The sequence below is a fragment of the Arthrobacter sp. NQ7 genome, from assembly GCF_029581595.2.
GTDB classification, from domain to species: Bacteria; Actinomycetota; Actinomycetes; order Actinomycetales; family Micrococcaceae; genus Arthrobacter; species Arthrobacter phenanthrenivorans_B.
The window spans coordinates 97,332-115,781 of record NZ_JARFXU020000013.1; the positions used below are offsets into that span (position 1 = coordinate 97,332).

Consider the following 18,450-nt stretch of genomic DNA (forward strand, 5'->3'; position numbering starts at 1 on the left):
ACCGTTCCTGCATGGAAGGACGGGAACGTCGGATGGCTGGAAGTCAACGGCAAGGAAGGGAAGTCACTGACTCCAGAATATCCCCCTGTGGCTGGTTCAGCGAGGGATCTCCTGACCAGCGGCAGGCGTGGTGCGGGGCGGCGGAACGCGCCGGCGGCCGGTGGCTTCGAACGCGGCGGAAAGGCGGAGCAGGTCTGTGTCGGAGTACGCCTTGCCGGCGAAGGTCAACCCCACCGGCATCCCGATGTCCTCCGCCACCCCCATGGGAACCGTGACGGTGGGTATGCCGAGGTGCCGTGGAACCAGGTTCCCGTTGGCCACCCACACCCCGTTGCGCCAGGCCATGTCCGCCGAGGCGGGGTTGGTGTCGGCATCGGCCGGTCCCACGTCCGAGGCCGCCGGGAACACCACTGCGTCCAGGCCCATCCGGTCCATCCAGTCCTCCAGGTCCACGCGGCGGGTTTCCTCCAGTCCGGCCAGGCCGTCGGCCAGGTGCGGAATGCGGTCAAGATCCGGAACGCCGTGTTCGCGGATCCAGGCGGGGTAGTCGCTGATGTCGTCATCGAAGCCGTCGTAGCGGTCGGGCAGGGCACCGGCCGGGGCAGGGAAAATGGCGGAACCGTCCACGTCGGCCAAGCGGCTGAGCCGCGGGTCACCGTTGGCTTCAAGGAAGTCGTTCCACGCCCAGGCGGACAAGTCCACGATTTCCCGCCGGAGGTATTCCGGGGGCACCAGGCCGCGGGTGGCGATGGTGGGTGCGCCGGGACGGTCGCCCTCGTAGTTGGACACTACGGGGAAGTCCACCTCCACCACCTCGGCGCCTGCGGCTTCAAGATCGCGCCGCGCGGCATTCCACAGCTTCAGGATCGAGGCGCGGGTCTCGATCCTCTGCCCGGTGGGTCCGCCGATGCCCGGTGCCGCAGCCGTTCCGGCTTCGGGATCGGCGTTGATGTACATCCGGGGAATGCCGAACCGCTTGCCCGCGAGCACGCCAGCGGCCGCGTCAGCGTCCGGTACGGCCAGGTCAAGGTACGACGGCGGGCGGACGGCGGATGCCTTGGGCACCGGAATCCAGGGCTGGACCCGCCAGAAGTCCCCCCGGGTCTCGGTGTCGTCAGCGACCACCACGTCCAGGACTTCAAGCAGGTCGGCCATCGTGCGGGTATGGGGCACCACCACGTCCATGGTGGGCACCAGGGGCCAGTTGCCGCGCACGGAGATGACTCCGCGCGAGGGCGTGTAGGCGCAGAGCGCATTGTTTGACGCCGGTGCCCGCCCCGAGGACCAGGTCTCCTCGGCCAGGCCGAAGGCTGCGAAGCTGGCCGCGGTGGCGGTTCCTGAACCGTTGGACGAACCGGATGCGAAGGCCGCGGTGAGGTAGTTGGCGTTGTAGGGGCTCTCCGCCCGCCCATATACCCCGCGCTGCATACCTCCATTGGCCATGGGTGGCATGTTGGTCAGGCCAATCAGCACTGCTCCACCGGCTCGCAGCCGTTCGATGGTGAAGGCGTCCTGTTGGGCCACCAGATCCTTGAATGCCGGCGAGCCGGCTGCCACGGTGAGCCCTTCCACCTGATAGCTGTCCTTCGCCGTATAGGGGATGCCGTCGAGGGGGCCAAGAGTGAAGCCGGCCGCCCGGCGCCGGTCCGACGCCTGGGCCTCCGCAATGGCTTCCGGGTTCAGGACGACGAGGGCGTTCAGGTGTATGCCGGTAGAGTCATACTTCTCGATGCGGTCCAGGTACAGGCGGACCAGTTCCTCGCTGGTCACCTCGCCGGAGTCCAGGGCGGCGCGGAGCCGGCTGATGCCGGCCTCCACCACATCGAACTGCCGCTGGGAACTCGGAAGCGTTTGCGTGGGGGCGGTCTTCACCATGACCCTCCGTCCTTGGCCGCAGGCTGCTGCTGCGTGATGCAGTGGATGCCCCCGCCGAAGGCGAAGATGTCACGGGCGTCCACCAGTTCCACCGTCCGTCCTGGATAGGCCCGCTCCAGGATGCCGGCCGCGATGGCGTCGTTGGGATCGTCGAAGCTGCAGAGCACCACCACGTTGTTGGCGACGTAATGGTTGATGTAGGACCAGTCCACCCAGCCCTCATCGTCCTTGAGCGTTGTGGGCGCGGGAACGTCGATGATGCGCAAAGGCCTGCCCTGGGCGTCCAGTTGGCCGGCAAGGACTGCCTTCAGCTGCAGGTAGACGGCATGATCGGGGTGCGCGGCATCATCCTGGCGGTGCAGCAGGATGGTACCTGCCCCGGCGAAGGCCGCCACGATGTCCACATGGCCGCGGGTTCCGAATTCGTCGTAGTCGCGGGTCAGGCCGCGCGGAAGCCAAATGGCCTTGGTGGTGCCGAGTGCAGCGTGGAACTCCGCCTCGACCGATGCCTTGGTGGCACCGGGGTTGCGGCCCGGATCGAGCTGGACCGTCTCGGTCAACAGCACCGTTCCCTGGCCGTCCACGTGGAACCCGCCGCCTTCGTTCACCAGCGGGCTGGGCCTTACCGGCGCATCGATACCGGCGGCCACGCTCCGGGCCACGTGCTGGTCCTTGTCCCAGGCCGCCCACTCCTGGGCGCCCCAGCCGTTAAAGATCCAGTCAACGGCCACCAGTGATCCATCCTGGCCGTGCGCGAAGGTGGGGCCGCTGTCCCGCAGCCAGGCATCGTCAAGTGGAACCTCCACGACGTCGATACCCTCACCCAGCCATTCCCTTGCGGCCGTGGCATCGCGGGGGTCTGCCAGCACGGTGACCGGCTCGTACCGGGCGATGGTTTGGGCAACCCGCGTCCAGGCTGCGCGGGCCCGGTCCAGGGTTGGGCTTCCCACCTGACCAAAGGTGTCGTTCGGCGGCGGGAATCCCATCCAGGTGCGCTGGTGCCTGTCCCACTCTGCAGGCATGCGGAGCTGGGAGTCGGGGGAGGAGTGCCCAGCGGCGGCGTTGCCCCGGGCTTCGGTCGAATAAATGAATGCCATTCATTTATTATGGGGACACCGCAGGCGGTGCGCAAGAGTGTGTCGCATCAGTTCCGGCGTCCCCGGTCCACGGCCGCCACGATGGCGCGCCCCAGTTCCGCCGGCTTGGTGAACTGAGGCCAGTGCCCCGTGGGCAGGTCGACGAATTCGACGTCGCCAACCCTTGCCAGTTCCGCCACGAAGGGGTTCCCGGCCGCCATCCATTCACGCAGCATCGCCGAGGGGAATTCGCATGCGATCACCGTGGCGGGTACCCCATACCGGCGTTCGTCATGCAGGTGCTGCCGTCCGTACGCCACACCGCGGGGCTCGGGGACTGCGCGGGCGCGGAAGGCTTGGCGGAGTTGATCGTCCAGGTCCACCAGGTCGGCGTCGTCGAAACTCTCCCACGGCGGCAGCGGCACGTCGTCGCCTTCGGCCGGCAATTCGTCATTGATGACGCCACCCTCACCCAGCGGCCCGCTGTCGACGTAGATGGCGCGCTCCACCTTCCCTGGCCGCGCGTCCACGGCACCGTGAATGATGGCACCGCCGCCCGAATGGCCCACCAGGACGACCTTGCCGGGCGCATTGTCGATGGCCTCCACGACGGCGTCGATATGGTCCTGCAGGGTTATGCCCGCCCGGTTGGCGTCCGCCGACTCTTTCCCGGGAAGCGTGAGGGGCCGGGGGCGGTGGCCTGCAGCGTCCAATGCAGGCGTCACCGCGTCCCACGATGAGGCGTCCAACCAAAAACCGGGAACCAGGATGATGTCCATGACCGAACCCTACTCCCCGGCCCCGACACGGCAGCAAGGGGTGCTACCGCTTCCGCTTCCGGTCCTTTCCTCCCGTCCGGTTGCCGCGCTCGGCGGCTTCGCGCTCAGCCCAGCGCTGCGACTTTTCCCCGGAGACCACTTTCTGGTGCCACTCACGGTGGTACGCGCGCTGGGCGGCGACGTCGGACCGCCGTGCAAGCGCGGCCAGCTCCCGCTGCATCTTCTGGTAGGAGTTCCAGCGGCGCAGGGTAAGGGCACCTGTCCCGATCGCCTCCCGGACGGCGCAGCCGGGCTCGTTTCCATGCCCGCAGTCCGCAAACCGGCAGCCGGCAGCCAGTTCCTCCACGTCGCCGAACATCCCGCCCAGGCCCTCCCCGGCGTCGAACAGTCCGAAGCCGCGCACGCCGGGGGTGTCCATCAGCACCGTGCCGTTGGACAGCGGCACCAGCTCGCGGGCGGTGGTGGTGTGCCTGCCCTTGAAGTCCCCGGACCTGACCGCCCCGGTTTGCTGGACTTCGCGTCCCACCAGCGCATTGACAAGGGTGGACTTGCCGGCGCCCGAGGGGCCGAGGAAGACGATGGTGCCGCCGGCCGGAATGCGGGCCAGCAGCTCGTCGATGCCGTCGCCGTTGTCCGCGGACGTGGTGACCACCTCCACGCCCGCCGCCTGCAGGATGACTTTGCCGACGACGTCGTCCGCCACCTGGGCAAGGTCAGCCTTGGTGATGATCACCAGCGGAGTGGCGCCGGAGTCCCAGGCGGCAACCAAGGTGCGCTCGAGCCGGTTGTGGGTGAGCGGCCGGTCCACGGGTACCACCACTCCAACGGTGTCCATGTTCGCGGCCAGGACCTGCTCTTCGGAGGAGTCCTCGAACGCGCGCTTGCGGCTGAGTTCGGAACGGCGGGGAAGGACGGCAAGGATCTGCCGGTGGCCCGCGCGGTTGGGTCCAAGCCAGACCCAGTCGCCGGTGACTGGCTGTTCACCGGACAGCGGATAGGGCAGGTGCAGCAGCCCATCGGTAACGGCGACGAGCAGCAGGGTGCGGTCCACGCGCACCACCCGCCCGCGTCCGGTGGCCCCGGGACATGGGTGCTGGTTGAAGTGGCGGTCCACGCCGGGCGTGTAGCCGTAGGCGGCCGGACCGTCGGCAAGGGATGGGCTGATGCCCGAGGTGTTGTTGAGGGCGTTGCCTGAAGAAGGATGTACGGTGGTTTCCTTGGGAAAGTCCCCCGTGCAGCCGCGGTGTTCCGGACAGGCGCCGTCAGGTGAGGCGGGTGCAGCGGGGAAGGATGGTTGATGGTGTGGATGCTGGGCGCTCAAGGCGCGCGGCGACAGCAGTCATCAGAACCACCTCCATTCCCTCGTGCGGCGTTCCGTTGCCCTGCCGGGACGGCAGGGTGGGGCCGGATCCCACTCTAGTGGCCGCCGGCGTCGGGGACCAGAGCTGGGGTGGTGCCACTTCCGCCAGAGGGCAGGGCGTTTCGGTGCCGGATAACCCACCCCCGGGCCCGTTATGTTATTCCGATCAGGGGTAAGGACCACCAGCAGCCTGTATGCTGCGATTCGATACTGGCGTGGGCATTTGGGTTTTGGGGGCACTGCGGTCACATGGTTCTGGACACGGCAACCCTGCGCATCGCTTTTGGCCTGATGGCCCTGGTGCTGGTGGTCCTCTTCTACTTTTCCGCGTACCGGTTGACGCGCTCGCCATACAGTGCGTGGTGGTGCGGTGCCCTCCTCTTCTTCCTGACCGGATCCGGCTGCTTCCTGCTGGACGGCACCCCGCACCAGGTGTGGGCCAATCCGGTGGGCAACACACTGCTGGTCCACGGCGGTGTGGCAGTGTGGGCCGGGGCGCGCTCGCTGCGGACGGTGCGGCCGCCAAGGTGGGCCTTCACCGGGATTCCCCTGGTCACCCTGGTGGCTTCCCTGCTGGACCATCCGGCCACCAATACCTGGTCCGGCGGCCCGGTGTTCCTGGCCGCCATGAGCCTGACCATCGGGCTGGCTTCGCGCGAGCTCTGGCGCCTTGAGCCGGGCTATTCGCGGGTCCGGCTCCCCATGGCGGTGGCTGCAGGCGGCCTTTCCGTCTTTTACTTTTTCCGTTGGCTCGCGTTCCTGGTGGAGGGACCGGAGGGGGTGGTCTTCACTACCGTGTTCGGATCGGCCGTGACCACCATGGTGACCATGGTGCTGCTGGTGGTGGTTTCCTTCAGCATGGCGGCCTTGAGCACCGAACAGCAGACCCGCGCCCTGCGCGTGGTGGCCACCCGAGATGACCTCACCGGCCTGCTGAACCGCAAGGCCTTTCTTGATCTTGCGGCCGAGCAGCTGGCCGACCGGACCATCACCGGAGGTTCCGGGGCGCTGATCCTGGCGGACCTGGACCACTTCAAAGCCGTTAACGATACCTACGGCCATGCGGCCGGTGACATGGCGCTGCAGGCCTTCGCCGACGCCTGCGTGGCTACCGTGCGTTCCACCGACCTGACCGGGAGGTACGGCGGGGAAGAATTCGTGATCCTGGTTCCCGGGGCCAGCGCAGAACGGGCCGAGGCGATCGCCCAGGAAATCAGCAGGCGCCTGGCCGGCGCAGAGACGCGGAACGGCATGGAAATGCCCACGGCGAGTTACGGCATTTCAACGTACGACGGCGGGACCTCCACCGTGGATGGGCTCATCGAGGCAGCGGATGAGGCGTTGTACCGGGCAAAGTCGCTGGGCCGGAACCGCGCCGCCCGCAGCGACGGGCTGCGGTAGCCCTGCTGCGCCCAGCGGCGCGGCGCGGTTCCTCCGGCCTACCGGGATTGGACGGCGTCCGCCTGTTCGGCCAGCGCGGTCAGCGGCACGCTTTCCGGCCGGTCAACGGTGCTCTGGATGGCCACGGTCATGCCGCTGTGGGCGGCCTTGAGGACGGATTCCATGACCTCCAGGACGTGGTAGGCCAGGGTTCCTCCGGCGCGCGGTTCCTTGCCGTGCGGGGTGGATGCCAGGTCTGCGATGCCGAATCCGCGCCCGGAATCGACGTAGCCCGCGGAGGCGGGAAGGGTCTCCCAGTCCTCGGCACCGAGTGAGAACAGCTGCACGTCGCCGTCGAAGTGGTTGGGGTCCGGAACCACGAGGGATCCCTGCTCGCCGTGGATTTCGATGTTCGGTGACTTGGACTTTACGGCATCGAAGCTCATGAACAGGGTGGAGAGCGCACCGGAGGCGTGGACCAGGATCCCCGTGACGTGGGAGTCGATGCTGACGGGCACCTTTTCGCCCTGCCGGGGCCCGGATCCGATGGTCCGTTCGTTGCGGGTGTGGCTGGCGGCGCCGATCACCGACACCACCGGGCCGAGCAGCGTCACGAGGGCGGTGACGTAGTAGGGGCCCATGTCCAGGAGGGGGCCGCCGCCGGGCTGGTAGTAGAAGTCCGGGTTGGGGTGCCAGCGTTCGTGGCCCGGGGTCACCATGGTGGCCGAGGCCGAGATGGGGGCGCCGATGAGGCCGTCGTCGATGGCTTTGCGGGCGGTTTGGATTCCGGTGCCCAGCACGGTGTCAGGGGCGCAGCCGACGGTGACGCCGGCCTGGCGGGCGGCGTCCAGCACCTGGCGGGCCTCTTCGGTGGTGGCAGCGAGCGGCTTTTCGCCGTAGACGCTCTTCCCTGCCGCGATCGCCTTCAGGGCCACGTCCGCGTGTGCTGCGGGGATGGTCAGGTTCAGGACGAGGTCCACGTCGTCGGCGGCGAGCAGTTCCTCCACGGAAATGGCCCTGACGCCGTCGTAATCATCCGCGACTGCCTGGGCGCGTGCCGGATCCAGGTCCGCCACGGCCACCAGCCTGATGGGGTCGAGGCGCCGGAAGCTGGCCAGGTACTGGGTGATGATGGCTCCGCAGCCAATGATTCCTACGTTCAACGGCTTGCCCACAGCAGGCCCCTTTCGATGATGGTGCGTACGTTGCGGTCCTGGAGGATTTCCACCCGGTGGCCCGGGGTGGCCACGAAAATGCGGCCCTTGCCCCATTGCCGGGTCCAGATGGCGGGGGAGGTGACTTCCCGGTGCCAGGGGTCCCACCCGCGGACTTTCTGCGTGGTGGTGGCCAGGACGTCGATGTAGTCGTCGGACAGGACCCAGTACTGCTCCGTGACCAGGTCGAAGTCCTGGATGCCCTTGGTGATGGGGTGATCGGCGGCTGCGGGCAGCATGTTGACGGTGTAGGGCACGTAGTTGTCTGATTGTTCGCCGATGCACTCGTCCGGGTGCTTGCCGGGGTGGCAGGCAAACTGGCCCCCGATGAGGTGCAGGTAGTCGGAGGTGTTGCGGTAGGAGTCGGCGATGCCGCCGTGCCAGCCGGCCAGGCCGGTGCCGTTCTCCACGGCTGCCCGCAGTCCGGCGAACTCGTCCTTTTCGATGGTGGACATGGTCATGCATTGCATGATGAGGTCCACCCCTGCCATGTAGCCGGCATCGGCGTAGACCTTGGGGGATTCCTCCACCCGGACGTCGTAGCCATTCTCTTTCAAGTAGGGGATGAAGAGCTCGGTGGCCTCGTAGGGCTGGTGTCCATCCCAGCCGCCGCGGACGACGAGGGCTGCCTTGTTTTCTGTCATGGGTCTGTTCCTTGCGTTGGGTTGCTTCAGCGGCTGGCGAAGGCGGCGTCGAAGGCGGCCGCGGGAGGGGCGATCCGGGCGAGTTCCTGCACCATGGCCAGTGCCTGCGGGGCGCCGATGAGGCGGTCCATGCCGGCATCCTCCCATTCGATGCTGGTGGGGCCGTCGTAGCCGATGGCGTTCAACGTCCGGAAGATCCGGTTCCACTGCACGTCCCCGTGCCCTGCCGTGACAAAGTCCCAGCCGCGCCGGGGGTCCGCCCAGGCCAGGTGCGAGCCGAGCCGGCCGTTGCGGCCATCCAGTTGGCGGACCGATTCCTTGACATGGACGTGGAAGATCCTGTCCGCGAAGTCCTGCAGGAACATGACGGGATCCAGGTCCTGCCAGATGAAGTGGGAGGGGTCGAAGTTCAGGCCGAAGTTTTTGCGGTGCCCGATCGCTTCCAGCGTGCGCTTGGTGGTCCAGTAGTCGTAGGCGATCTCCGATGGATGGACCTCCAGGGCGAACCGGACCTCCTCCTCGTCGAAGACGTCCAGGATGGGGTTCCAGCGGTCCGCGAAGTCCTGGTAGCCGGCGTCGATCATCGCCTGGGATGCAGGCGGGAACATGGCCACGGCTTTCCAAATGGATGAGCCGGTGAATCCCGTAACGGTCTTCACGCCAAGCCGCCTGGCGGCACGGGCTGTGTCCTTCATGGTCTCGGCGGCCCGGCGGCGTACTCCTTCGGGCTCCCCGTTGCCCCAGACCTCCGGGGACAGGATGCCCTGGTGGCGTTCGTCGATGGGGTCATCGCAGACGGCCTGGCCGGTCAGGTGGTTGGCGATGGCGAAGACCTTGAGATTGTTCTTCTCAAGGATGTCCAGGCGCCCCTGGAGGTAGTTGTCGTCCTCCGCGGCCCGGCGGGGGTCAAGGTGGTCGCCCCAGCAGGCGATTTCCAGCCCGTCAAAGCCCCACTCGCCCGCGAGAAGCGCCACTTCCTCGAAAGGCAGGTCGGCCCACTGCCCGGTGAACAGCGTGATTGGTCGTGTCATGTATCTTTCCTTGGTTGCGTTGACTGTTCGGGTGTGGCTGGTCAGACTTTTTGCCACTGGCTGGAGTTCGCGGCGCTGGCTTCGACGGCGGCGAGGACCCGCTGCACCTGCAGGGCGTCCGCGAACGAGGGGTCGGGCTGCCGGCCTTCACCGATGGCAGTGACGAGGTCCACCACCTGGTGCGTGAAGCCGTGTTCGTACCCCAGCCCGTGGCCGGTGGGCCACCAGTGCCCGACGTAGGGGTGTTCGGGTTCGGTGACGAAGATGCGCCGGAAACCGGCGTCGGGGGACTCCGCCGCGTCATAAAAGGACAGGACGTTCATGTCCTCGAAGTCGAAGGCGAGCGAGCCCTTGGTGCCGTTGACTTCCAGGCGCATGGCGTTCTTCCTGCCCAGCGCGTACCGTGTGGCCTCAAAGACGCCGATGGCACCTGCTGCAGCGCCGCCGTCGAACTTTGCGCTGAAAATGGCTGCGTCATCGACGGTGACTTTTCCGCGCGGGGCATCGCTGCTGAGGTCGCCGTGGCCGCCAAGCCCCACCAGGTCGCCCGCCAACGGACGTTCGGGGACGAACGTCTCCAGCAGCGCTGACACGCCGGTGATGTTGTGGCCGGTGACCCACTGGGCGGCATCGATGCTGTGCGCGCCGATGTCGCCCAGGGAGCCGGAGCCGGACTTGCTCCTGTCCAGCCGCCAGGTCATGGGCGCGTTGGCATCCGAGAGCCAGTCCTGCAGGTACTGGGCCCGCACATGCCGGATCTCTCCCAACCTGCCCTGGTCCACGAACCGCTTGGCCAGTGCCAGGGCGGGGGTCCGGCGGTAGCTGAAGCCGCACATGGAGAAGACCCCGTGCTTGGCTGCGGTTTCGGCCGCCAGCGTCATCCGCTCGGCTTCCTCGACGGAATTGGCGAGCGGTTTTTCGCACAGCACGTGCTTGCCGGCTTCGAGGGCGGCGATGGCGATGTCGGCGTGCGTGTTGCCGGGCGTGCAGATATCGATGAGGTCGATGTCGTCGCGCTCAATCAGGCGGCGCCAGTCCGTCTCCACGGAATCCCAGCCCAGCTTGTCCGCTGCGGCCCGGACGCCGTCGGCATTCCTGCCGGCAACGGCGGCGAGCCGTGGTTGCAGCGGAAGGTCGAAAAACCGCGGTGCCGTCCGCCAGGCGTGGGAGTGGGCCGCACCCATGAAGGCGTAACCGACCATGCCGACCCGCAGGGGTTGTGCGGTGGTCATTGCGAGGGTCCTTTCTACTTGCTGAAGCCCGCGGTCAGGCCCGCCAGCAGTTGGCGGCGGCCGACCACGTAGAGCACCAGGATGGGCAGGGTACTGAGCACCACGGAGGCGAGGACGGCGGGAATGTTGACGCTGAACTCGCCCTGGAAGGTCCACAGGCCCAAGGGCAGGACGCGCAGGCCGGGGCTCTGGGTGAGAACCAGCGGAAGCAGGAACCCGTTCCAGACGTGCAGGCCGTTATAGATGGCCACCGTCACGATGGCCGGGCGCGTCAGTGGCAGCGCCAGCCGCCACATGGTCTGCCACTCGCTGCAGCCGTCCAGCCGCATGGACTCGAACAACTCGTTCGGAACGTCCCGGATGAAGTTGGACAGGATCAGGACGGTCAGCGGGATGGCAAAGGCGATGGAGGGCAGCATCAGTGCCAGCAGGCTGTCGTACAGATTGAGCCGGATGATCATCAGGTAGATGGGGATGATGGTTGCCTGCAGCGGGATGGCCAGCCCCATCAGGAACATTCCGTTGACCAGTTTGAGGAACCTGCCGCTGCCGCGGACGATGGCGAACGAGGCCATGAACGAGATCAGCACGGTGGGCACCACGGAGCCGAGCGTGACGATGGCGCTGTTCATGAAGTACGTGGCGAAATCGGCCTCGAGCACCATCTGGTAGTTCTCCAGCGTGGGCGAGGTGGGAAGGGCCAGCGGATTCTGGCCGAAGTACCCTGCCTGCGTCTTCAAGCTGGTGATCACCACGTAGTAGACCGGCAGGATGATGATGGTCAGCCAGATCCAGCCGCCCAGGCCGCCGGGAATGTTGAGCCGCCTCAACCGGGAGCCGAGTCCGCGCGTGGCGGGCGCAGCGCCGTCGGACGACGTGGTCCTGGCCTGCTGGGTATTGCTTTTCAGGACGGTGCTCACCTTACATACCTTCCAATTGGCTGCCCTGCTTGTCCTTGCCGCCCAGACGCTGGAGGAAGAGGGCAAGGCCGAGGCCGATAATGACGAGAATGACGGCGATGACGCTTGCCGGGCCCATGAGGTTGGCCCGGAAGCCGCGCAGGTACATGTCCAGGGCCAGGATCCGGGTGGAGTTGCCCGGGCCGCCGCCGGTGAGGACAAAGATGAGGTCGAAATAGGTGAGTGAACCCACCACCATCAGGGTGGACGAGGTAATGATGGTGTATTTCAGCTGGGGGAGCGTGATGTGGAAGAACTGCTTCACCGTTCCCGCGCCATCAATCTGGGCGGCCTCATACAGGGACTTCGGGATCTGCCGCACGCCGCCCTGGTAGATGAGCGTGTGGAACGGCACGAACTGCCATGCGATGACGAAGATGACCAGGCCGAGGGCAAGTTGCGGCACGCCCAGCCAGTCCTGTGCCAGGAACGGCAGCCCAAGGCCGGTCGCCAGGCCGAAGTTCGGGTCCAGCAACGCCTTGAACGCGATGGCCACCGCGGCCGATGACAGCAGCAGCGGCAGGAAGTACAGCACCGCCAGGGCCGCGCGGTAGCGCTGGCTGCCGGCCGTGAAGACGCCCAGCAGCAGGCTGATGGGCGTCTGGACCAGCCAGGAGACGATCATGATCAGGAAGGTCAGCCCCAGGGCGTTGTACAGCCCGGGGTCGGCCAGCACGGAGAACCAGTTGTCCAGGCCCGCCGCCCCGATGGCACCGATTCCATCCCAGCTGGTGAAGCTGAGGATCAGCACCCCGGCCAGCGGGATGACCGCGAACACCAGGAAGAAGAACAGTGCGGGCACGGTCAGCCAGGCCAGGGCGGCCTTGCGCTGTTCGGTCTGCTTGGAATCGTTCACCCTGGCGGCTGCCCGCGGGGCAGTGGAGACGGCGTTGCTCATTTCCCGAGGGTGCCGTTCATGTTTTCGGCAAACTGCTGCGGCGTGATCGACTTCAGGAACAGCTGGTCGATGTTGTTCAGCAGCGCCTCGGCCGCGGTGGGGCTCAGCGCCTGGTCCCAGGACTGCTGGAAGTTCGGCGCGTTCTTGGCCATGCCGTAGACGAAGTTCAGGAATTCCTTGTCCTCGGACTTGTCCAGCTTGTCCTCGATGCCGTTGACAATGGGCACGGAGCCGGAATTGATGTAGGCGTCGATCACCGTGTCCGTCAGGATTCCGTCCTTGAAGAACTTCTTGGCGGATTCCTTTTCCTTGTCGCTGGCCTTGGAGGAGATGGACATGTAGGCCGCCGGGTTCCCCACGCCGTTCTTTGGATCGCCCTTCCCGCCGGCAACGGTGGGGAACGGGACGAAGCCCAGCTTGCCGCTCTGGACGAAGTTCTGGCCTGCCTTCTTCATGGCGCCGTAGGTCCAGGATCCGTGCAGCATCATGGCTGCCTTGCCGGAGAACAGCAGAGCCTGGTCCGCCTGTGAGTCGGCGGTGATGGAGGAGAAGCCCTTGATGAACCCCTCGGCCGAGACGAGTTCCTGGATCTTGGTTCCGGTCTCGATCACGGCCGGGTCCATCCACGCGTTTGGCTTGCCTTCGAAGATTGCCTTGAACACCTCCGGGCCGCCGATCCGGTCCAGCAGGTACTCGAGCCACATCATCGAGGTCCAGCGCGACTGGCCGCCCAGGGAGAAGGGCGCCACGCCCATGTCATTGAAGGTCTTGACCAGCGACATGATGTCATCCCAGGTCTTGGGCGGCTGGACGCCGGCTTTCTGGAAAAGCTCCTTGTTGTAGAACAGGACGATCGGGGCCACGTACTGGTTGGGCAGGGCATAGATTTTGCCGTTGACAGTGGCGGCGCCAAAGACGGACGGGAAGAACTTCTTCTTCAGGTCCGGGTTCTGCTCGAACCAGCCGGTCAGGTCCTCAACCTGGTTGGCCTCGGCGTAGGTCTTCAGCCCGCCGCCGCCCCAGCCATAGATGATGGTGGGCGCCTGGTTGGCGCCGATAGCGGTCTTGATCTTGGTCTTGTAGGCGTCGTTCTGGAAATAGGTGACAGAGATCTTGTCCGCGGAATTGGCCGAGTTGAAGGCATCCACCGCCTTCTGCATGGTGGTCTGGTTCGGTTCGCCGGAGAGGTACCACATGCTGGCACCCCCGCCGCCGCTGGAGGCGGCCGGACCTGACGTTCCGCACGCAGATGTTGCGGCAACGGCAAAGGGAGTGAGGGCAGCGAGGGCGAGGAAAGAGCGGCGGGAGGTCTGGGGTTGCTTCATTGCTTCTCCATTGTGAAATTTGCTGTCAGGTGCGGGCTGTAGGGCCGCCATGTGTTCGAAACATTTCGAGCAAGTGATTTAAGTCACGGTCTAAACTAAAACTGCAAAAATGCGCGCCGTCAAGGGATGATGGGCGGAATTTTTCCGCCGAAACTGCGTTTTCTTCCGCTTCCTTGACCCCACGCATGCCGCATCGGCACAATAAGGGCAGTCATCATCTTCGAAAGATTGCGAACCCATGAGTCTCAAATCGCCGGAGCGCGCCAAACCGACGCTTGCCACCATCGCCAGGCAGGCAGGGGTCTCGGCGCCCACCGTTTCCAAGGTGGTGAACGGCAGGGATGATGTGGCTCCCGAAACCAGGGCGAGGATCCTCGCCGCGCTGGAGCAGGCCGGGTACCAGTCACCCATGCAGCGCCGGGCGGCGGCGGACAGTGGGGCTGTCATCGAAGTCGTCATCGATGTGCTGGACTCCGCCTACACCATCCAGGTCCTGAACGGCATCCTGCAGTTTGCCGCCGCTGCCGACGTGGAAGTCCTGGTAAGCGTGACGGGGCAGGCAGCTCCGGGGCGGCATGCCCCTGAACGCCGGGCCCAACGAATGCTGGAAGAGGGCAGGGCGGGAATGATCGTGGTCACCTCCGCCTTCAGCGAGGATCAGCTGCACGCCTTCCGCCGCCGCCAGATCCCCGTCGTCGTCATTGACCCCCTCAACCCGCCGTCGGCTGACGTTGTCAGCGTCGGGGCAACCAACTGGGCGGGCGGCAAGGCGGCCACGGAGCACCTCCTGGGGCTGGGCCACCGCCGGATCGCCTACATCGGCGGCATCGAAGGCTCCGAATGCAACCAGGCCCGGCTCCACGGGTACATGGCCGCCCTGATGGCTGCCGGCGTACCGGTGGACCCGAAGTACATCGTCACCGGCGGCCGTTTCCGGACTGAGAGCGGGGTGGCCGGGCTACGGGCCGTGTTGGAGCTGGACCCGCGGCCCACAGCCATTTTTGCCGCGAGCGACACCATTGCCCTGGGCGTGCTCAGCGAAGCGCGGCGCCACGGGATCAGGATCCCGGAGGACATCAGCCTCATCGGGTTCGACGGCACCAACCAGGGTGAGCAGTCGGTTCCGTCGTTGAGCTCAGTGGCGCAGCCGCTCGAGGAAATGGGCCGTGCGGCCCTGCGCTCACTCCTGCGCCAGGTACGCGGTGAGGTTTTGGATTCCCACCGGGTGGAGCTTGCAACGCAGCTGATCGTCCGGGAGTCCACCGCGCCGCCAGCCGCCTGAACGCGCTGGCGGCACCTTCCTGCACCAGCGACGAAAAGGAACCTGACGGATGAAAATCACCAGCCTCGACACCGTGGTGGTGGACTTTTACCGCACCAACCTGATCTTCATCCGGTTGGGTACAGATGAAGGGCTTACCGGCGTCGCCGAGGCCACCCTCGAGGGCCAGGAACAGGCGGTGCAGGGGGCCGTGGCCGTCCTTGCCGATGCTGTGCTGGGCAAGGACCCCACCCGAATCAGCCGGACCATCTACGAACTCAACCGCGATGCCTACTGGCGCGGCGGCCCGGTGTCGCTGACCGCACTCAGCGCCCTGGAGATGGCCATGTGGGATGTTTCCGCGCGCGCTTTGGGGGTGCCGGTGCACCGGATGCTGGGCGGCCAGGTCCGGGACCGGGTCCGGGCATACGCCAACGGCTGGTTTTCCGGCGCCTGGTCGCCCGAGGACTTCGCGGCCGCTGCTGTCCGCACGGTTGCCCAGGGTTTCCGCGGCCTGAAATGGGACCCGTTCGAGGCCGCGGACCTCTCGCTGGGACCCGGGGACCTGCGGCGGATGCTGGAGCCGGTCGCCGCGGTCCGCGAGGCCGTGGGGGACGACGTCGAGCTGTTCATCGAAGGCCACGGCCGCTTTGATGTTCCCACGGCCATCCAGGTGGCCCGGGGGCTCGAGCCGTTCAATCCTGTGTTTTTCGAGGAACCATGCCCGCCGGACAGCATCGACGCGCTCATCGAGGTGCGGAGCAAATCTCCGGTGCCCGTCGCCGCCGGAGAGCGCTGGATGGGACGGAACACATTCATTCCGGCCCTGGCCCGCAAGGCGGTGGACTACATCCAACCTGACGTCACCCATGCCGGCGGACTACTGGAGTTGTCGTTCATTTCCACACTCGCCGCGGCCCATTACGTTCCGTTCGCGCCGCACAACCCCAGTGGACCGCTCAGCACCGCGGCAACCCTGCAGCTGGCCGCTGCACTGCCAAACTTCCGGTATCTCGAAATCATGGCAACAGACGTGCCCTGGCGCAGTGAGATCTCGGATGAGCGCCTAAAGCTGACGGCGGAGGGCGACGTGCTGGTGCCGGACGGGGTGGGCCTGGGCGTCGAGTTGAATTTCGATGCCATCGCCGAACACCCCTACACGCCGCATCCCATGCGGATCTTCAGCGACGCGGTGGCTGACATCCGGCCGCCGGATGCGCGTTCCTACTTCAACCTCGAACGCGCCGCCGTTAGGTGACCGTGGCCGCCAGCTCTTCCGGTTCTGCGTCCCCGGTGGCGCGGCACGGCCCCACCGAGCCGCGCCGCACCAGGGTGGCCGTGAACTGTGCCGGCGGCCCCGGTGGCCGTCCCTCCATCTGGCGGATCAGGGCCTTCGCGGCGGCAACGCCCATGTTGTAGACGGGCTGGGCGATGACGGTCAACGGCGGGGTGGTGAGCCGTGTCCAGGCAAAGTCGTCGTACATCAGGAATGAGACGTCTGCCGGAATGGACAGTCCCAGTTCCTGGATGGCCTCCACTACGCTGAGCGCGATCAGGCCGTCCGACGCCACCACGGCGGTGGCGGCGTCCGGCCCCCGGAGCACCTCCCGGGTGATGCTACGGATGGAGTCCTCGTCGCCGGCGTTCAAGCGGACCAGGTCCTCGGGAAACGGCAGCCCGGCCCCGGTGAAGGCCTCCCGCATGCCGGCGATGCGGTCTGCGATCTGGGAGGACTCCAGCGTCATCCCGGGCGTGTACGGGGCATCCGTGCGCAGGGTGGAAATGAACGCTATCCGGCGGTGTCCGGCGTCCAGCAGGTACTGCGTGGCCTCCCGCGAGATCCGTGCCATGTCCACGGCCATGGTCTCCACCGGCAGGTCGCCTGCGGTGCGGTCGATGAAGACCAGGGGGCGTCCGGACCGGTGCACTTCCTGCAGGTGCCCGGTGTCCACTGATGACGCCGGAGCCACGATCAGCCCGTCCACCCGCTTGTCCAGCAGGACGCGGACGGCATCCACCTCCGCCGCGCGGTCCTCGTCAGTGTTGACCAGGATGACGTTGTAGCCGGCCTTCTTTGCGGTGTCCGTGATTCCCCGGGTGGCGAGGCCGAAGTGCGGGTTTTCGATATCTCCCACCACCACGCCGATGGTGTGGGACTTGCCCGTGTTCATGCTCCGCGCAAGCTCGTTCGGACGGTAGGAAAGTGCCTCCGCTGCGGCCAGGACGCGCTCCCGGACTTCGTCGCTGACGGCGCCGTAATTGCCCAGCGCGCGTGCGGCCTGGGCCTTGGAGACTTGGGCGGCCTTTGCGACGTCGGCAACGGTTACGTCCCGCCGTCGTGCTCCTTCAGCGCTCATCTTCACCTTTCAGCCGGTGTTGACGTCACCTGTGACGTCCGCTACATTTCTATCCATCGATGTGAGTCCGGTCTCAATCCTAGGGTGTGAGACCGGACTCAACAAGAACATCGGCGACTTTTATCGGCGGCCCTGACAGCACCGCCTCCCCACCAAACGATTGGACAACGCTGTGAAGAAGAAGAATTTCCGCCCGGCCGGTATTGCCGCGGCAGCACTTGCTGCGGTCCTGGCCCTCTCCGGCTGCAGTTCCACCTCCGCTGCCTCCACCACGGAGAACAACCCGTACGGCCTGATCCAGCCCGGCACCATCCGGGTGGCCAGCCTGGGCGACTCCAAGCCGTATACGTTTGCCGACGCCTCCGGTAACTTCACCGGCTTCGACGTCGAACTGTTCAAGGACGTGGCCCACCGGGCCGGTGTGGACAACGTGGTCTTCACCGGACAGGACTTCTCCGGCCTGCTGGCCGCAGTCGCCAACGGCCAGTTCGACGCCGGCGTTGCCGCCATCGGCATCACGGACAAGCGCAAGGAAACCGTCGATTTCTCGGACGGCTACCTGGCCGGCTACCTGACGGTGATCACCACCAAGGCCTCCGGGATCACCGGGGTGGACGGCCTCGCCGGCAAGCGCCTGGGCGTCGTCCAGGGAACGCTCCAGGAGGCCTACGCGGTGAAGAACTTCACCTCGGCCAACCTGGTCCGCTTCCCGGACAACAACACCGCCATCGCCGCGGTGAACAGCGGAACCGTTGACGCCCACTTCCTCGACTACGAGGCAGCAAAGGCCTACGAAGAGCAGCACGGGCTGGTCAGCGCCGCTGATATCCCGTCCTTCGACGCCCCCGCCGGCTTCGCCGTGGCCAAGGGCAAGACCGCGTTCAAGGAAGCCCTGAACAAGGGCCTGGCGGCGGCCATGGAGGACGGCACCTGGAAGAAGCTCTACCAGAAGTGGTTCCCCGGCTCGCCGATGCCTGAGCAGTACCTGCCCAAGGCCGAGCAGACGGCATCACCCGCCCCGAGCAAGTAAGCGCAGCAGGCAGGCAGCCTGACATCCGG

The 18,450-nt window shown here is 66.4% G+C and carries 16 protein-coding genes; 4 read left to right on the forward strand and 12 right to left on the reverse strand.

The features are described 5' to 3' along the window. Positions 1-96: 96 nt before the first annotated feature. The 4 genes from PUN71_RS14605 to rsgA are packed head-to-tail and all read right to left on the reverse strand — an operon-like array spanning position 97 to position 4,895. The gene (locus tag PUN71_RS14605) at positions 97-1,875 is read right to left on the reverse strand and encodes an amidase (RefSeq protein ID WP_277798981.1); all 1,779 of its coding nucleotides are present in this window, start codon (positions 1,873-1,875) and stop codon (positions 97-99) included. Continuing rightward, positions 1,869-2,972, reverse strand: coding sequence for an agmatine deiminase family protein (locus tag PUN71_RS14610; RefSeq protein ID WP_277798982.1), 1,104 nt, complete (start codon positions 2,970-2,972; stop codon positions 1,869-1,871). The genes PUN71_RS14605 and PUN71_RS14610 overlap by 7 nt, the downstream gene beginning before the upstream one ends. A 47-nt stretch (positions 2,973-3,019) precedes the next feature. Further along, positions 3,020-3,730, reverse strand: a complete 711-nt coding sequence (locus PUN71_RS14615; RefSeq protein ID WP_277798983.1) for an alpha/beta fold hydrolase — start codon at positions 3,728-3,730, stop codon at positions 3,020-3,022. 43 nt (positions 3,731-3,773) lie between these two features. Continuing rightward, positions 3,774-4,895 carry a ribosome small subunit-dependent GTPase A gene (gene rsgA, locus PUN71_RS14620; protein WP_277799003.1) on the reverse strand — a complete coding sequence of 374 codons (1,122 nt, stop codon included), beginning with the start codon at positions 4,893-4,895 and terminating at the stop codon, positions 3,774-3,776. Positions 4,896-5,339: 444 nt separating this feature from the next. On the opposite strand from rsgA, the gene PUN71_RS14625 reads away from it, so the two are divergent. Then, positions 5,340-6,491, forward strand: a complete 1,152-nt coding sequence (locus PUN71_RS14625) for a GGDEF domain-containing protein (RefSeq protein ID WP_043453983.1) — start codon at positions 5,340-5,342, stop codon at positions 6,489-6,491. Between the two features lie 38 nt (positions 6,492-6,529). On the opposite strand, the gene PUN71_RS14630 is transcribed toward PUN71_RS14625, so the two are convergent. The 7 genes from PUN71_RS14630 to PUN71_RS14660 are packed head-to-tail and all read right to left on the reverse strand — an operon-like array spanning position 6,530 to position 13,773. Beyond that, complete coding sequence (locus PUN71_RS14630) at positions 6,530-7,645, reverse strand: Gfo/Idh/MocA family protein (protein WP_277798984.1); 1,116 nt, start codon at positions 7,643-7,645, stop codon at positions 6,530-6,532. Then, positions 7,630-8,328, reverse strand: a complete 699-nt coding sequence (locus tag PUN71_RS14635) for a ThuA domain-containing protein (RefSeq protein WP_277798985.1) — start codon at positions 8,326-8,328, stop codon at positions 7,630-7,632. Before PUN71_RS14635 ends, PUN71_RS14630 begins: the two co-directional genes overlap by 16 nt. A 26-nt stretch (positions 8,329-8,354) precedes the next feature. After that, positions 8,355-9,359, reverse strand: a complete 1,005-nt coding sequence (locus PUN71_RS14640; protein WP_277798986.1) for a sugar phosphate isomerase/epimerase family protein — start codon at positions 9,357-9,359, stop codon at positions 8,355-8,357. Between the two features lie 41 nt (positions 9,360-9,400). Then, complete coding sequence (locus PUN71_RS14645) at positions 9,401-10,591, reverse strand: Gfo/Idh/MocA family protein (protein WP_277798987.1); 1,191 nt, start codon at positions 10,589-10,591, stop codon at positions 9,401-9,403. Between the two features lie 14 nt (positions 10,592-10,605). Further along, positions 10,606-11,511 carry a carbohydrate ABC transporter permease gene (locus tag PUN71_RS14650; protein ID WP_277798988.1) on the reverse strand — a complete coding sequence of 302 codons (906 nt, stop codon included), beginning with the start codon at positions 11,509-11,511 and terminating at the stop codon, positions 10,606-10,608. Between the two features lies 1 nt (position 11,512). After that, complete coding sequence (locus PUN71_RS14655) at positions 11,513-12,448, reverse strand: carbohydrate ABC transporter permease (protein WP_043453965.1); 936 nt, start codon at positions 12,446-12,448, stop codon at positions 11,513-11,515. Then, positions 12,445-13,773 carry an extracellular solute-binding protein gene (locus tag PUN71_RS14660; RefSeq protein WP_277798989.1) on the reverse strand — a complete coding sequence of 443 codons (1,329 nt, stop codon included), beginning with the start codon at positions 13,771-13,773 and terminating at the stop codon, positions 12,445-12,447. The genes PUN71_RS14655 and PUN71_RS14660 overlap by 4 nt, the downstream gene beginning before the upstream one ends. Positions 13,774-14,011: 238 nt before the next feature. Between PUN71_RS14660 and PUN71_RS14665 the strand changes: the two genes are divergently transcribed. Together PUN71_RS14665 and PUN71_RS14670 are read left to right on the forward strand one after the other, a co-directional pair. Further along, a complete protein-coding gene (locus tag PUN71_RS14665) occupies positions 14,012-15,055 on the forward strand; it encodes a LacI family DNA-binding transcriptional regulator (protein ID WP_043453960.1) in 1,044 nt (347 codons plus the stop codon). A gap of 49 nt (positions 15,056-15,104) precedes the next feature. Beyond that, on the forward strand, positions 15,105-16,292 hold the full coding sequence (locus tag PUN71_RS14670; RefSeq protein WP_277798990.1) for a mandelate racemase/muconate lactonizing enzyme family protein: 1,188 nt from the start codon (positions 15,105-15,107) through the stop codon (positions 16,290-16,292). Here the strand turns inward: PUN71_RS14670 and PUN71_RS14675 are convergent. Then, positions 16,285-17,391: a LacI family DNA-binding transcriptional regulator gene (locus tag PUN71_RS14675; protein ID WP_277798991.1), complete on the reverse strand. Its 1,107-nt coding sequence runs from the start codon at positions 17,389-17,391 to the stop codon at positions 16,285-16,287. The genes PUN71_RS14670 and PUN71_RS14675 overlap by 8 nt on opposite strands. A gap of 172 nt (positions 17,392-17,563) precedes the next feature. On the opposite strand from PUN71_RS14675, the gene PUN71_RS14680 reads away from it, so the two are divergent. Then, positions 17,564-18,421 carry an ABC transporter substrate-binding protein gene (locus tag PUN71_RS14680; RefSeq protein WP_043453954.1) on the forward strand — a complete coding sequence of 286 codons (858 nt, stop codon included), beginning with the start codon at positions 17,564-17,566 and terminating at the stop codon, positions 18,419-18,421. Positions 18,422-18,450 lie beyond the last annotated feature (29 nt).

Excerpts from the sequence above, each read along its gene's own strand:
- PUN71_RS14605 (WP_277798981.1), bottom strand. The coding sequence starts at position 1,875 with ATGGTGAAGACCGCCCCCACGCAAACGCTTCCGAGTTCCCAGCGGCAG.
- PUN71_RS14610 (WP_277798982.1), bottom strand. The coding sequence starts at position 2,972 with ATGGCATTCATTTATTCGACCGAAGCCCGGGGCAACGCCGCCGCTGGG.
- PUN71_RS14615 (WP_277798983.1), bottom strand. The coding sequence starts at position 3,730 with ATGGACATCATCCTGGTTCCCGGTTTTTGGTTGGACGCCTCATCGTGG.
- PUN71_RS14625 (WP_043453983.1), top strand. The coding sequence starts at position 5,340 with ATGGTTCTGGACACGGCAACCCTGCGCATCGCTTTTGGCCTGATGGCC.
- PUN71_RS14635 (WP_277798985.1), bottom strand. The coding sequence starts at position 8,328 with ATGACAGAAAACAAGGCAGCCCTCGTCGTCCGCGGCGGCTGGGATGGA.
- PUN71_RS14640 (WP_277798986.1), bottom strand. The coding sequence starts at position 9,359 with ATGACACGACCAATCACGCTGTTCACCGGGCAGTGGGCCGACCTGCCT.
- PUN71_RS14645 (WP_277798987.1), bottom strand. The coding sequence starts at position 10,591 with ATGACCACCGCACAACCCCTGCGGGTCGGCATGGTCGGTTACGCCTTC.
- PUN71_RS14655 (WP_043453965.1), bottom strand. The coding sequence starts at position 12,448 with ATGAGCAACGCCGTCTCCACTGCCCCGCGGGCAGCCGCCAGGGTGAAC.
- PUN71_RS14660 (WP_277798989.1), bottom strand. The coding sequence starts at position 13,773 with ATGAAGCAACCCCAGACCTCCCGCCGCTCTTTCCTCGCCCTCGCTGCC.
- PUN71_RS14665 (WP_043453960.1), top strand. The coding sequence starts at position 14,012 with ATGAGTCTCAAATCGCCGGAGCGCGCCAAACCGACGCTTGCCACCATC.
- PUN71_RS14670 (WP_277798990.1), top strand. The coding sequence starts at position 15,105 with ATGAAAATCACCAGCCTCGACACCGTGGTGGTGGACTTTTACCGCACC.
- PUN71_RS14675 (WP_277798991.1), bottom strand. The coding sequence starts at position 17,391 with ATGAGCGCTGAAGGAGCACGACGGCGGGACGTAACCGTTGCCGACGTC.